This is a genomic window from Pseudoponticoccus marisrubri (genome assembly GCF_001482405.1).
GTDB classification, from domain to species: domain Bacteria; phylum Pseudomonadota; class Alphaproteobacteria; order Rhodobacterales; family Rhodobacteraceae; genus Pseudoponticoccus; species Pseudoponticoccus marisrubri.
This window is the reverse complement of the sequence record NZ_LPXO01000024.1, coordinates 20,483-34,560: the sequence shown is the minus strand read 5'-3', so window position 1 is coordinate 34,560 and position 14,078 is coordinate 20,483. Positions and strand designations below refer to the sequence as shown.

9 protein-coding genes are annotated in these 14,078 nt (G+C 72.1%); 5 read left to right on the top strand and 4 right to left on the bottom strand.

What is annotated here, in order from left to right; all coding sequences use genetic code 11:
• The first annotated feature begins 387 nt into the window (after window positions 1-387).
• The 5 genes from AVJ23_RS21200 to AVJ23_RS21180 are packed head-to-tail and all read left to right on the top strand — an operon-like array spanning window position 388 to window position 4,800.
• Window positions 388-783 carry an OmpA family protein gene (locus AVJ23_RS21200; RefSeq protein ID WP_058864237.1) on the top strand — a complete coding sequence of 132 codons (396 nt, stop codon included), beginning with the start codon at window positions 388-390 and terminating at the stop codon, window positions 781-783.
• The gene (locus AVJ23_RS21195) at window positions 780-1,424 is read left to right on the top strand and encodes a hypothetical protein (RefSeq protein WP_058864236.1); all 645 of its coding nucleotides are present in this window, start codon (window positions 780-782) and stop codon (window positions 1,422-1,424) included. The genes AVJ23_RS21200 and AVJ23_RS21195 overlap by 4 nt, the downstream gene beginning before the upstream one ends.
• A gap of 50 nt (window positions 1,425-1,474) precedes the next feature.
• The gene (locus AVJ23_RS21190; RefSeq protein ID WP_058864235.1) at window positions 1,475-3,121 is read left to right on the top strand and encodes a hypothetical protein; all 1,647 of its coding nucleotides are present in this window, start codon (window positions 1,475-1,477) and stop codon (window positions 3,119-3,121) included.
• A gap of 6 nt (window positions 3,122-3,127) precedes the next feature.
• Window positions 3,128-3,919 carry a vWA domain-containing protein gene (locus AVJ23_RS21185; protein ID WP_058864234.1) on the top strand — a complete coding sequence of 264 codons (792 nt, stop codon included), beginning with the start codon at window positions 3,128-3,130 and terminating at the stop codon, window positions 3,917-3,919.
• Entirely contained in the window at window positions 3,916-4,800 is an 885-nt protein-coding gene (locus AVJ23_RS21180) for a glycine betaine ABC transporter substrate-binding protein (protein WP_058864233.1), read from the top strand. The genes AVJ23_RS21185 and AVJ23_RS21180 overlap by 4 nt, the downstream gene beginning before the upstream one ends.
• 54 nt (window positions 4,801-4,854) lie before the next feature.
• Here the strand turns inward: AVJ23_RS21180 and AVJ23_RS21175 are convergent, their stop codons facing one another.
• From AVJ23_RS21175 to AVJ23_RS21160, 4 genes are all read right to left on the bottom strand, one after another.
• On the bottom strand, window positions 4,855-7,680 hold the full coding sequence (locus AVJ23_RS21175; protein WP_058864232.1) for an ATP-binding cassette domain-containing protein: 2,826 nt from the start codon (window positions 7,678-7,680) through the stop codon (window positions 4,855-4,857).
• Between the two features lies 1 nt (window position 7,681).
• Window positions 7,682-9,865, bottom strand: a complete 2,184-nt coding sequence (locus AVJ23_RS21170) for a cysteine peptidase family C39 domain-containing protein (RefSeq protein WP_058864231.1) — start codon at window positions 9,863-9,865, stop codon at window positions 7,682-7,684.
• A complete protein-coding gene (locus tag AVJ23_RS21165) occupies window positions 9,862-11,184 on the bottom strand; it encodes an NHLP bacteriocin system secretion protein (protein WP_058864230.1) in 1,323 nt (440 codons plus the stop codon). The genes AVJ23_RS21170 and AVJ23_RS21165 overlap by 4 nt, the downstream gene beginning before the upstream one ends.
• A gap of 142 nt (window positions 11,185-11,326) precedes the next feature.
• Window positions 11,327-14,077: a hypothetical protein gene (locus tag AVJ23_RS21160; protein ID WP_058864229.1), complete on the bottom strand. Its 2,751-nt coding sequence runs from the start codon at window positions 14,075-14,077 to the stop codon at window positions 11,327-11,329.
• Between the last annotated feature and the right edge of the window lies 1 nt (window position 14,078).

The window sequence follows — 14,078 nt, the reverse complement described above, 5'->3', positions numbered from 1 at the left end:
CAGGAAGGCCGCGCGTTCCGCGGCGTTGAGATAGAGCCGGTGCCCGGCCCGGTCATGCAGCCGCATCTCGCCCATCCGAACACTCTACCCGGAAACCGTGAAACCGCGAAGCCCCGCCGGCCCCCGCGGGCGGGGCGCAGGGCGGGCCGGGGGGGGCGCGGGCTTAACACTCTGATCCATAGTGTTAAGCGCTCTCGCTCCCGGACCTGTCGGGCCCGGGCCGTCTGCAAGGGGGAGGATCTGGCAGTTTTGCGCCTTCAAATGGCGGGCCTGTCGCTCTAGGCTGACCGAGGGCACAGGTATCGGGTGCGGCTTTTGGCTTTGCAGATTTCGAATTCGGCCATCCGGAGGAACCGCAGGATCGGCGGCGCGCTGCTCCTGGCGAGCGTGCTGTTCATCGCCGCTTCGGCGACCGGGCTGGTCTTTCCCGAGGCCCGCGGGGCCGAACCGCGCGTGGTGCGTTTCGAGGTCGGACTGCGCCTGTCCGACAGTGCCGGGGCGGCGATCGCGGCGGTGGCGGATGCCGCGCTGGATGCGCCCGCGACCCTGGTTCTGGTGACCGGCCATACCGGGCCCGAGGGCGATCCCGAGGCCAACCTGACCCTGTCGCGCGAACGCGCCGAGGTGGTGGCCGAGGCGCTGCGCGCCGCCGGCCTGCCGGGCGCGCGCATCCTGGCGCGGGGCGCCGGCGGCAGCGTGCCGCCGCAGGCGGGCACCAGCGCCCGGCGCGCCGAGATCCGCGTGGTGGAACGCCGGCTGCTCTCGGCGGCGGCGGGCTCATGACCGGGGCGGCCTGGCACCTGCTGCCCGGGACCCTGGGCGCGGCGGCCGGCCTGGCGGTCTACCTGCGCTTCAACCTGGCCACCTGGCCGCGCGAGGCCGAGGCCGGTGTGGCGATCGCGCTGGCGCTGGCCGTCTTCGCGCTGGCGCGCTGGTCGGTGACGCAGCTCCTGCGCGAGGAGAACCGCGCCGAGGCGATGCTGGCGAGGGCCGGGATCGACCCGCATCACGGCGCGCTGCGCGCCGCGCGTATGGTCGAGGAGGCCCGGGCGCGGCTGCACAGCATGCAGGCGGCCGGCGCGCGCCGCACGCCGCCGCTGCGCGCCGCGCTGGACGGGCTCGACGCGGCGCTTGAGGCGCTGTTCGAGGACATGCTGCAGAACCCCGAGACCACGCGCCGCGCCGAGGACCTGCTGCGCCGCTCGCTGCCGCGGGTCGAGGCCGCCTTCCTGGACTATTGCCGCTTTGCCGAGCGCGGCGACGGCGTGGTCGATACCGAGCAGACCCGCGCCCGCATGATCGCCGCGCTGGAGGATACGCGGCAGGCGGCCGAGCGTGCCCGGCAGGACCTGATCATGGCCTCCGCCGAGGAGGCCGATGTCGCGCTGAGCGTGCTGGAGGGCACGCTGGCGCGGTCCCGTTGACCGCCGGGCCGCCCGCCCGGCCCCGATGACCGAAGGAAAGGACCCGTTCCATGCCCCACCCGGCCCCCCACGCTTCCTGGCTCGGCGCGTGCCTCGCCGCGCTGCTGGCCCTGCCGGCCGCCGCGCAGGACATGCCGGTGCGCGACTGCCGGGCCGATGCCGCGCCCGTGCTGCCGCTGGTGCCCGCCGGCCATGACGCGCTGGTCGCGCATGCCACGGATGACCTGCTGGGGCCGAGCATCTTCGACCGGGTCGCCCGGACCGAGGACGGGGCGGAGATCGCCCTGACGACCCGCGGCTTCGACAGCTACGCCGCGCAGCTGCCCGCCTACCTGGCCTGCGACATGCCCTTCATGCGTGTCACCCATGCCCAGATGACCCTGCTGGCCGACCAGACCGGCGCGCAGGACCAGACCCGCATGGTGCCGGTCTTCTTCTACGGCTGGTCGAATGGCGCCGACGCGGTGGTGGCGCGCGGCCAGACCGGCGTGCAGGCGCTCTCGGGCGCGGCCATCGCCACCGACGCGGTGCGGCTGGACCTGGCGCTGCAGCTGGCGCAGGACGTGGCCGAGACGCCCGAGATCCGGCTGGTCGACGATCCCGCCGCCAGTTTCGCCGAGGACGCCGCCCTGCCCTTCACCGTGGTGCCCGCCCCGGTGGCCGAGCGGCTGACCGCGGGCAGCGTGGGCACCGGGGCAGAGGGCTCGGTCGCCGAGGCGCGGCAGGTGCTGACCACGACCTCGGCCAACCGGGTGATCGGCGACCTGCTGGTGGTGCGGCAGGACTATCTCGATGCCAATCCCGAGATCGTGCGCGGCACCGTGCGGGCGCTGCTGAAGGCCGAGGAGCTGTTCCGCGAGGATGCCAAGAAGCAGGTGGTGGATTTCGCGCGCAGCGCCGAGATGGTGCTGGGCGACGCGTCCCGCGAGGACGAGATGATGCGCCTGTGGCGCGGGGTCGAGACGGTGGGCCTGGCCGGGCAGGTGGACTGGGCCACGCCGACCGCGCCGCGCTCGTACCGCGCGGTGGTCAATGCCGGGCAGACCGCCATGGTCGAGACCGGGCTGATCGCGGCGGCGGTGCCGCTGGCCGATCCGCCGCTGGACTATGCCAGCCTGGGCGACGACATCTGGGACAAGCGGCGCGTGCAGACCGACAGTTTCGACCAGGATGCCGCCTCGGCCGCGATCCGCGCCATGAGCAATGACGAGATCGCCGAGAACACCATCGCCGCGGTCACCATCCTGTTCGAGCCGAACCAGGCCAGCTTCCCGGTGGACGACTACCGCGACGCCTTCGAGGAGGCGCTGAACAAGTCGCGCGTCTATGCCGGCGCGGTGCTCAGCATCGAGGCGCATTCCTCCTACCTGGGCTATCTCAAGGGGGTGATCCAGCAGGATTGGCCGGTGGCGCGCCAGAAGCGCGAGCTGGCCTCGCTGCGCAACACCTCGACGGCGCGCGCGCTGGCGGTGCGCGACGCGCTGGTGGCGACCGCCGACGAGCTGGGCCTGGCCGTCGATGACAGCCAGATCACCATCAACGGCCGCGGCATCGAGGACCCGCTGGGCGGGTTCTGCGACAACCTGCCCTGCCCGCCGAAGACCGAGCAGGAATGGCGCGAGTCGCGCCGGGTGCTGTTCCGGGTGATCGGCATGGAATCCGAGGCCGAGGTCTTCACCCCCCTGAACGAGTGGTGAGGCGCCATGTGGATCCCTGCCCGCCGCCCCGTCCTGTCCTGCCTGGCCTGCCTCGCGCTGGCCGCCTGTTTCGAGGAGGCCCCGCCCAAGCGCAACGTGCCCGATATCGACGTCTCGGGGCTGGGCATGGCGCCCTGGCCGCCGGCCGGGGCGGCGCAGGCGGTCGATGAGCCGGCCCGGGCCGCCGATCCCTTTGCCGAGAACAACATGATCGTGCTCGACATGTCCGGCTCCATGGGCGAGAGCGGTTGCGCCGGCGACCATCCCAATCGCGCCGAGGCCGCCAAGGCCGCGCTGCTGAGCTGGATCGCGGCCAATCCCGGCGACAATGTCGGGCTGGTCAGTTTCAGCGCCGACGGCACGCGGCTGGATTTCCCGCTGGGCCGGGGCGCGGCCCATGCCGAGGCGCTGGTGGCGCGGATCGAGGCGCTGCGCGCCGACAGCAACACGCCGCTGCTGAGCGCCATGCGCCTGGCCGAGGCACAGCTGACCCGGCAGGCCGTGCTGCAGGGCGGCACCGGCGCCTACCGGATGATCGTGATCACCGACGGGCAGGCCTCGGATGGCGAGAACCCCGCCCCGGTGGTCGAGGGGGTGTTCGCCAATCCCGCCAACATGATCGAGATCCACACGATCGGCTTCTGCATCGACGGGGCGCACAGCCTGAAGGATCCCGACCGGGTCTTCTACACCGATGCCAACTCGCCCGACGCGCTGCGCGCCGGGCTGGACGCCACGCGCGGCGAAGCGGCCGATTTCGACCCCGCCGCCCTTGATTTCGAGGAACTCAGCCAATGACCGCCCCGACCCTTTCCACCCTCGACCGCCGCACCCTGCTGAGCGGCGCCGCCGCGCTGGCGCTGCTGCCCGCGGGCGCGCGGGCGCAGTCGCTGGGCCGGCCCGACGTGATCATCGGCTGGACGCCCTGGTCGGATGCCGAGGTGGTGACGAAACTGGCCGCCCGCGTGCTGCGCGCGCAGATGGGTCAGGACGTGGAGCTGACGCTGGCCGATATCGAGGCGCAGTTCCGCACGCTGGCGGCGGGCGATATCGACGTCATGCTGATGTCCTGGGAGCCGGGGCTGCACGCCCCCTACCTGCGCCGCTACGGCGCCGAGCTGGCCGATCTGGGCCCGCTCTACGAGGGCACGATCGGGCTGGCCGTGCCGGACTGGGTCGACCCGGGGATGCTCTCCTCGATCGAGGACCTGGCAAAGCCGGAGGTGCGCGAGGCGCTTGGCGGGCGCATCGTGGGCATCGATCCCGGCGCCGGGCTGATGGCCACCACCCGGCAGGCGATGACGGCCTACGGGCTGGGCGACTACACGCTGGAGGAGGGCACCGGCCCGAAGATGGTGCGCGAGATCGCCCTGGCGCAGCGCCGGCAGGCCCCGGTCGTGGTCACCGCCTGGCGGCCGCACATGAAATTCGCCCTCTACGGGATGCGCTATCTCGAGGATCCGCAGGGGCTCTATGCCGAGGCCTCGACGATCCATGCCCGGGCCAATGCCGGCTTTGCCGAGCGCGCCCCCGAACTGGCGCGGATGCTGGGACGGATGTCGCTGGAGACGGCCGATATCGAGCAGATCATGGTCGCCGCCCGCGAGACCGGCATCGACGCCGCGCTGGAGGCGTGGATCGCCGCCAATGGCGAGCGCATCCGGGGCTGGATCGAGTAGCCCGCCCGGGCGCGCTGCCCGCCCCCTGCCCTGGTCCCGTCCCCCTGCCCCGGCTCAGGCCGGGCCCTGCTGCTGGCGGGCATGGGCGGCAAAGGCGCCGCCCCGCGCGATCAGCGCGTCATAGGTGCCGCTCTCGACAATGCTGCCCTCCTGCAGGAACAGGACCAGGTCGGCATTGCGCACCGTCTCGAGCCGGTGTGCCACCACGATCCGGGTGGCGCCGAGCGCCTCGATATTGCGCGAGACCTCGGCCTGCAGCCGGGTGTCGAGCGCGCTGGTCGCCTCGTCCAGCAGCAGGATCTTGGGCCGGCCGAGGATCGCGCGGGCCAGCAGGATGCGCTGCACCTGCCCGCCCGAGAAGGCGCTGTCGCCCTCGGTGACCACGGTCTGCAGCCCCATCGGCATGGCGCGGATCTCGTCGGCGATGCCGGCCAGCTCGGCCGCCTTCCAGATGGCGCGGTCATCGGCGGCATGCACGCCCTGGATGTTCTCCTTCAGCGTGCCGGCGAAAAGCTTGCCGCCCTGCCGGACGAAGCCGATCTGGCGGCGCAGCTGCGCCAGGTCGAGCCCGCCCAGGTCCTTGTCGTCGAACAGCACCGCTCCGCCGGTCGGCCGGTCGAACCCCACCATCAGGCTGAGCAGCGTGGACTTGCCGCTGCCCGAGGGGCCGACCAGCGCCACGAAGGAGCCCGGGTTGACCCGGAACGAGACCGCGCGCAGCACCTGGCGCTGGTCGTCATGCTGGAAGGTGACGTTGGAGACCTCGACCGCGCCGCTCAGCTCGCCGGGATCCTTGGTATGCGGCGGGCTCTCGGGGGCGTTCTCGAGCAGCGGGCGTGCGCGTTTCAGCTGCGGGCGCACCATGATCAGCCGGTTGGCGCTGCGCGCCAGCATCATCGCGGCCATCAGGAAACCCTGGAAGGTGGTCACGAAGATGATGAACCCGCCGGTGGACAGCTCGGCATCGAGCCCCAGCGAGAAGCCGATCACCGCGAAGACCGCGGCCACGGCCAGCACCTGGAACCCGGCCAGGAACCCCTCGAACAGGTTGCCGATCTGGCGCGCGCGGAAGCCGCGGGCGCGCATCTCGGCGGCGCTGGCCGACCAGCGGGCAAAGGCGCGCTCCTCGGCGCCGGCGGCGCGCAGCGTGGCGATATTGGCGATCATCTCCTGGGTGAAGGAGATCACGTTGGCGGTCATCTTCTCGCCCTCGAGGATGGCGCGCTCCTGCCGGAAGCCGGTCAGCACCCCGGCGGCCAGCGCGAGGATCATCAGACCCAGCGCCAGCGTCCCGGCCAGCGGGCTGTACCACAGCAGCAGCCCGATCCCGGCCAGCCCCGAGGCGCCCGAGATCACGAAATCCAGCACCGCGCCCATGATGGTGCGGCGGATGCCGTCCACCGAGCCCAGCCGCAGCGCCAGGTCGGGCGCGCTCATCGAACGGGTGAGCCTCACCGGCAGGCGCATCATGCGGTCCATCATGCCGGCATTCAGCCGTTCGGCCACGCGCCCGTCCATGCGCAGCCGCACCAGCCCCGAGGCCGCGCCCATCAGCGTCGTGGCGACCTGCGCCACCACCAGCCCCAGCCCGATCAGGATCGCCGGGCCCTGCTGGCCCGCGGGGATGTAGGTCGAAACCAGCACCCCGGTGGCCAGCGGCAGCAGCAGCGCCAGCCCGGCCGCGGCGAAGGAGGCCACGACCAGCGTGGCGAGATCCATCCGGCACATGGCGAAGGCGCCGATCATCAGCTCGCGCAGCGCGATCGGTCGGTTGGCCAGCGGCAGCGCGACGATGCGCGCCTCGTCCTCCAGCGTGGCGGCCAGCCGGGCGGTGACCCGGCGCGGCCGCGCGCCGCGCAGGTGCAGCCGGTAGCGCCCCATCGCGTCGGGGCGCACCACGCCCAGCCGGCCGCCCTCGCGCAGGCGGACCACCATGGGCCCGGTGTCGCGGCGCCACCAGCCCGGGGCCAGCGGGATCGTCCGGGTGCGCGCGTCATGCAGCTCGCAGAAGCGGTCGAAATCCTCGATGCCCTGTTTCAGCACGTTGGCGTCGGGCTTGTCCTGTGCCAGCAGCTGCCAGGCAAAGCCGCAATCATCGGCCTGCGGCGGCAGCGAGACATTGTCGGTCAGGATGCGGCGGAACCGGTCCACCCCCTGCGCCAGTTCGGAGGCGACCTTCTCCTCGCGGCGCGCCAGCCGCGCCTCCGCCGCCTCGACCTCGCGTGCCATGAGCCGCGCCACGGTGTCCAGCACCAGCGCGGTGAAGGCCTGCGGCAGCGCCAGCCAGCCGAACCCGCCCACCGGCGCGCGGGCGAAGACCTCGTCGGTCGAGAGCGGCGTCACCGCCTGGTCGGGATCCATGCCTACCCAGCTGCGATGGGTGACCGGCAGGAAGCCCGGCCCCGACATCGGCCGCAGCCCCATGAAGCACAGGCCCTGCAGGTCGCGCGTGGGCAGCCAGACCGTGCCATGCGCGGCGGTCAGCGCCAGGTCGGGCTCGCTGGTGACCGGGGTGCCGGGATGCATCGGGGCCAGGGCCGGGCGCTGCTGGGCCAGCCGGGCCAGCCCGTCCGACAGCGCCGCGCACCAGGCCTCGACCGGGGCGGCCCAGCTGGTCGGGCGCACCGCCTCGGCCAGCATGATCCGGCGCAGCACCGCGGGGTCGCGGGCCACCAGCTCGATCCGGGCCTCGCCCCTGAGCGGCGCCACCACCAGCGCCCCGGGGCCGACCGGGTGCAGGAAGATCCGCCGCCCGTCGATCACCGCGTAGACATCGCAGGTGCCCGATTCCAGGATCGCCGCGCTCTTGTCGCCCTGCGGGGCATGGCTGTCGCCGGGCAGCAGCGTGGCCAGGCCGGTCCGGATCGCCGCGTGGTCCATCTCAGCCCTCCAGCATGGATGCGTAGAGCCCGCCGCGCCGCATCAGCGCGCGGTGGCTGCCGCTCTCGACGATGCGGCCCTGGTCCATCACGTGGATCTCGTCGCAGCTGGCGATGCTCGACAGCCGGTGCGAGATCATCACCGTGGCGCAGCCGCGCCGGCGCAGCGCCTCCAGCACCCGCATCTCGGTTTCGGGGTCCAGCGCGCTGGTCGCCTCGTCCAGCACCAGCACGCGCGGGTTGCCGACCAGCGCGCGGGCGATGCCCAGCCGCTGGCGCTCGCCGCCGCTGAGATTGCCGCCATTCTCCGACAGCCGCGCCAGGTAGCCGCCGGCGCGCGCGGTGATCACGTCGTGGATGCAGGCATCCTGCGCCGCGGCGATGATCTGCTCCTCGGGCATGGTGTCGTCCCAGAGCGTGATGTTGTCCTGCACCGTGTCGCCGAACAGGTCGACGGTCTGGCTGACATAGGCCAGCTGGCCGCTGCGCCGCACCGCCGGGCCGACCGGTTGGCCGTAGAGCTCGATCCGGCCCGCCTCGGGCGTGGCCAGCCCGACCAGCAGCCGGCCGAGGCTGGACTTGCCGCTGCCGCTGCCGCCGACCAGCGCGATGCGCCGGCTTTCGGCCAGCGCCAGGCTGACCCCGTCCACCGCCGGCGGGCCGCCGGCGCCGTAGCGGAAGGTCACGTCCCGCGCCACCAGCGGCAGCGCCGGGTCGAGCGGTGCGGCCGTCTCCCCGGCCCGGTCTTCCGCCTCCGGCGCGGGCGCGCGGGCCGTGTCGTGGTTCATCGCGTCGGCCAGCCGTTCCGAGACGCCGCGCACCGATTGCAGCTGCGCCCCGGCATCGACCAGCCCGACGAAGGGGCTGGAGAAGCTCGACATCAGCGCCCGGGCCGAGATCAGCAGGCCGATCGACAGCGCGCCCTCCATGATCTGCAGCCCGCCGACCACCAGCACGCCGATCCCGGCCACCGCCAGGATCAGCCCGGCCGCCTCGCCGACCCAGAGATTGGCGCGTTCGGTGACCTGTTCCGAGACCAGCACCCGGGCCTGCGCCGCCTGCCAGCGGGCATGGAACAGCCCCTCGCTGCCCGAGGCGCGGAAATCGTCGCGCATGGACAGGCCTTGCAGGGTCATGCCCTGCAGCCGCGCCTCGTCATTCTGGGCGCGCCGGTTGGCATCCTCCAGCCCGCGCGCGGAAAACACCAGCAGCGCCACGGCCAGCGTGGCGGCGCCGAAGGTGATCGCCGCCAGGATCGGGTCGATCAGCAGCAGCGCGGTGCCGTAACCCAGCACCGGCACGATGCCGACCAGCGCCACCGCCAGCCCGCTGGAGACCACGCCCGACATCTGCTCGGCCTGGGTGATGCGGTTGGTGACGTCGCCGGAATAGCGCTGCGCGAAGAAATCCAGCGGCAGGCGCATCACCGTCCACAGGTAGCGCAGCGAGGTCGAGGCCGCGAGCGCGGTCTCCATCCGGGCCAGCACGGTCTTCTGGGCATAGGTCAGCAACGCGGTCAGCGCACCGGCCGCCAACAGCCCGACCAGCAGCGGCATCAGCCAGCGCAGCTCGCCGCCGATCAGGATGTCGTCGGTGAAGATCCGGTAGCTGCCCATCACCGCCAGCCCCGGCACCAGCAGCGCCACCCCGGCGATCACGGCATAGACCAGCCCGATGCGCGCCTCGCCCAGCGTCTCCAGCACGATGCCCGCCAGGCTGGGCCGGTGGCCGCCGCGGCGGAATTCGGGGCCGGGCCGGAAGGCCAGCGCCACGCCGGTATAGCTGCGGTCGAACTCCTCGGGGGTGACGAAGCGCGGGCCGGTGGCGGGATCGTTGATCCAGGCGCCCGAGCGGGTGATCCGTTCGAGCACCACGAAATGGTTGAAGTTCCAGAACAGGATCAGCGGCCCCCCGGCGCCGGGCAGCGCGTCGATGTCGCGCCGCAGCCCCTGCGCCTCGAGCCCGAAGCCGCGCGCGGCGCGCAGCAGATTGGCCGAGTTGGTGCCGTCGCGCGACACCTGGCAGGCCTTGCGCAGCGCCTCGAGGCTGACCCAGCGGCCGAACCGGGCCAGCACCATGGCCAGGCAGGCCGCGCCGCATTCGGCGCTTTCCTGCTGCATGATCGTGGGCACCCGCTGCCGGGGCGCGCGCCGCGGCAGGGTGGCGAAGGCCGCCGCCCCGCTCATGACGCGAAATCCCCCAGCAGGCGGCGCAGCGCCGGCATGACCAGCGCGATCAGGCGCTGCTCCTTCACGATGATCTCGGCCCGCGCCATGCTGCCCGGCCCGATCTCCTGGTCGGGCCCCTCGGAGGAAGACCAGCGATAGCCCGAGACCGTCTCGGGCGCCATCTCGAGCATGGCGGTGGCAGCGAAGGGCGCGCCGTTGGCCGACAGCTCCTGCACCAGTTGCTGGTTCTTGAGGTTGCGCATCATGCCCTCCTGGGTGGAGGCCACGGTGGCCACCTCGGTGATCTCGCCATGGATGAAGCCGTATTCCTCGCGCTTGACGGTCGAGGGGACGATCTGCACCGGCATGCCGGGCTGCACGCGCTTGCCCTCGGAGGAGGAGATGTAGAGCGTGGCGACCAGCGGGATCCGGGCCTGGCCACCGGCCACGTCGGCCTGGCTGACCCCGGGCAGGATCGACAGCACCGAGGTGCCGGGATCGACCAGCTCGCCCATGTTCAGCTTCTGCTCGACCACCACCCCGTCATGGGCGCTTTCCAGGTAGGCCAGGCGCTGGCGCCGCTCGCGCAGGGCCGAGACCTCGCGGCGGGCCTCCTCGATGGCGACCTCCAGCGACAGGATCTCGCGCTCCTGCTCGATCTGGCGGGTGGTGTTCTCGTATTCCAGCGCCGACAGGGCGTTGCGGTCGCGCAGCAGCGCCTCCTCGGCCTCGGTCAGCTTCATGCGCGCATCCATCAGAACCGAGTTCGCGGTCAGCCCGCGCGCGGCCAGCGTCTCGTAGCCATCGAGGCTGTCGCGCAGCCAGGCCACGTGCTGCTCGTCATAGGCGATCATGTTCTCCAGCTCGGCGCGGCGCTGCGCCATCTGGCGGTCATGGTCGGCGCGCATCCGGGCGTGGAAGCCGGCGATGCGCTTGTGGCGGTTGCGCAGGTTGGCCAGCCTGGCCTGCGCCTGGTCGAGCTGCTGGTCGAGGTCGGGCTGCTCGATCTGCGCCACCTTCTGGCCGCGTCGCACGAAATCGCCCGGCGCCACGAAGACCATGCCGACCCGGCCTGAGGTGGTGCTCTCGATATCCTTGAGCCCCTGCGCGGTGATCAGGATGCCCTGGGCATCCACCTTGGAGGGCACCGGCAGGCGCAGGCTGAGCCCCACCGCGGCGCAGGCCACGGCCAGCGCGGCGGCCAGCATCAGCCATTGCGGCGCCTTGACCACGTGCACGCCCAGATCGACCGTGTCGATCCCGGCCCCGCCCGCCCGGTCCAGCGCGGATTGTCGGAACAGCTCGCGTGCATGGCCTTCGGCCTGGTGGTCTGACATGGCTCAAGCCCCGGAAATCATTGTCCCTGTGGGGTGAACATCGGCGGGGAATGTGGGCAAATGTTGACGCAGGGGCGCCAATAGAAAGACGGCGGCCCGGGGGCCGCCGTCCTGCAGGGTCAGGGGTGCGGTCCGGGCCGTATCACCACCAGCCGCCGGTGATCCCGTCCCAGGCATCGCTGGCCGTGTCGGCGATCGCGTTGCCCGCTGTGGTGGCGGTGTCGGCGATCGCATTGCCCGCGGTGGTGGCCGCATCGGCCACCGCGTTGCCGGCGGTGGTGGCGGCATCGACCACGGCATTGCCCGCGGTGGTCGCCGCGTTGCCCACTTCCTCGATCGCGACGTCGCCGGCGCGCGCCATCTCGGTCACGCCTTCGCCCAGCACCGACTCGGCCTCGTTGTAATATTCCTCGGCATAGCCCAGCACGCCGCGCTCCTTGAGTTCCATGGCGCTCAGCAGGGCCAGCTGCGCCTTGAGCACCTCGCCCTTCTCCTTGAACTCGGCGGCCTCGGCCGACAGCTTGTCGCCCAGCCCGTTGGACGCGTCCGAAAGCCGGTCGGTGAACTCGACCATGTCCTCGCGGATGCGCTGCTCGTCGCGCTCCATCCGGGTCAGCTCGGCCCCGTCATGGGCTTCCTCGAAGCTCTCCAGGTTGGCCATCGCGGTCTCGTGCAGCGCATCGCCCATCTTCTCGACGGCGGCCATGGAGCGGTCGGGATGCAGCATGTCGGCGCGGGCATAGAGCGCCTGCTGGTCCATCATCGCCTGGCCGAGCGCCTTCTGCGCATGATCGACGGCGCCCTGTGCCGCGGCCAGCTCGGCCTTGTCTTCCGGCGTGGCCAGCGAGGGCCCCTTGTGCCCGCCGCGCCCGGCCTCCTCGACCGCCTGCTGCGCCGCGGCCAGCCGCTCCTGTGCCGAGACCAGCCCCTGGCTGGCATCGGCGACGTTCTGGTCGGCCGCCGCCACCATGTTGTTGGCGGTGACCACAGCCGCCGCATAGCTGGTCTGCTCGGCCACCGCGGCGCGGGTCTCGAGCTCGTGGGCGATATTGGCATAGGCCGCCTGCGTGGACAGGGCGAGATCGACCTTGGCGGTCTCGGTCTCCTTGAACGTGGCGATGCCGTCCTGCCCCATGTACTCGGTGAACATCGCCTTGTCGAAGCTCAGCCGGGTGGCCTCGGCCTCGGCGCGTGCTTCCTGCTGGACGAATTCGGCCAGCTCTTCGAACTGTTCGCGATCGGCGTCGTACATGGCGCGCAGGCGATCATTGGCCGCGTCCGAGGGCGGCTCCGGCGCGTCGACCTCCAGCATGGCGAAATGGCGTTCCATCTCGGGGGACGGGGCGACATCCGCGGCCCGCGCGATGTCGCCGAAGCTCGCATCGGGATTACCGCGCAGCACTTCGGACTGCGCCTCGACGATCCTGTCGGACTCCATGGCGCGCATGTCCTCCAGCGCCTGCTGGAACTCCGCGTCGCTGTCGAATTCCGCGCGCAGTTCAGCGCGGGTCTCGTCCACCGTGCCCTGCGTCTCGGCCAGGGCCGCCTCGCGCGTGGCGAGGTCGTCGATCGTCCCGGTGACGGCCGTGTCGAAGGCGACCAGGGGCTCGGCGACGCGTTCGACCTCCTCGGTTGCCCGGTCGGCCGCGTGCTGCGCGAATTTCGCCTGATCGCGCAGCTCCTCGCGCCAGGTCTCGGTGAGATCCTCGTCGAGATCTGCGGCGCTGTCGAAATGCGCCAGCTGCGACTGGACCGCACGGATCTCCTCGGCCGAGCCGACGGTGCCGTACTTGTCCTCGAACTGGATGCTGACCGAGCCGCCCAGGGCGGCGCCGGCGAGCAGCGCATCGACACCGCCGCCGGCGCCCAGGGTCAGGGCGCCGTCCTCATAGGTGGCCTCGGCCGACATGGCCATGCCGACGGTGCCCGAGGACGAGACCGAGGCCTCGCCGGTGGCGGTCAGCTGGCTGGCCTCGAGCGTCTGCTTGGTCTCGGCGGTGTATTCCGCCCCCGCGGTGCCGTCGAAGCCGAACTTGGCCCCCTTGTCGCCGACATAGCCCTCGGCCTCGCCCTTGGCGCCCATGAAGGCCTCGACGCCGCCGCTGGAGTCGAGGCTGGCGCCATTGCCCAGATCGGTCTGGCGGGACACTTCCCAGGCCACCGCGGCCGAAGCCTCGGCGGCCAGCTCGGCGCCGATCCCGTTGTCGATCATGATCTCGGCGCCGGCGCTCAGCGCCGTTTCGGTGGTCGCGCTGACGGTGACGCCGCTGCCGACGGCCATTTCCGTGGCGATCGAGGCGGACAGGCCGAAGCCGATCGCCGCGCCCGAGCTGTCCAGCCGCAGCGCGGTCTCGACGCCCGCGGCGTATTCGGATTTGATGTTGTCGGCCTCGGCGGTGAACGAGGTGCTCTCGTCGATGCCCTGGTCCAGCACGGTGAATTCCGTGCTCTCCTGCCCGCCCTCGGAGCTCGGCGCCGTGGCCGGGCCCTCGGCGGCCAGGCGGGCCTCGGCCTCGGCCACGTGGTTCGGCAGGCTGGCCGCGTCAGCCTGGTGCGCCTCGAACTGGGAGGCCATGGCCGCCATGTGCTGGGCGTGCTGCGGCGGCATCTGGGCCTGCGCCTCGGCCTGGGCCCGGTCCCGCGCCTCTTCCAGGGCCTGCATGCTCTCGCTGAAGCCCGGCCGGCCGTGAAAGACGCGCTCCGGTTCGGCCTCCGGCTCGGGCGCCACCGCGGCGGCGGTCGCATGGCTGGTATCGCGCCGCTTGCGGTCACGCGAGGCCACCGAGTACCCGCGGCCGCGGCCGCCCACGACCTGCTCCAGCAGGTCCTCGCCGATCGCATCCTCGGCCTCTTTCGAGGAGAAGGTCTCATCTTTCCTGAGTTGCTTGTTCACG

Excerpts from the sequence above, each read along its gene's own strand:
- AVJ23_RS21195 (WP_058864236.1), top strand. The coding sequence starts at position 780 with ATGACCGGGGCGGCCTGGCACCTGCTGCCCGGGACCCTGGGCGCGGCG.
- AVJ23_RS21190 (WP_058864235.1), top strand. The coding sequence starts at position 1,475 with ATGCCCCACCCGGCCCCCCACGCTTCCTGGCTCGGCGCGTGCCTCGCC.
- AVJ23_RS21185 (WP_058864234.1), top strand. The coding sequence starts at position 3,128 with ATGTGGATCCCTGCCCGCCGCCCCGTCCTGTCCTGCCTGGCCTGCCTC.
- AVJ23_RS21180 (WP_058864233.1), top strand. The coding sequence starts at position 3,916 with ATGACCGCCCCGACCCTTTCCACCCTCGACCGCCGCACCCTGCTGAGC.
- AVJ23_RS21175 (WP_058864232.1), bottom strand. The coding sequence starts at position 7,680 with ATGGACCACGCGGCGATCCGGACCGGCCTGGCCACGCTGCTGCCCGGC.
- AVJ23_RS21170 (WP_058864231.1), bottom strand. The coding sequence starts at position 9,865 with ATGAGCGGGGCGGCGGCCTTCGCCACCCTGCCGCGGCGCGCGCCCCGG.
- AVJ23_RS21165 (WP_058864230.1), bottom strand. The coding sequence starts at position 11,184 with ATGTCAGACCACCAGGCCGAAGGCCATGCACGCGAGCTGTTCCGACAA.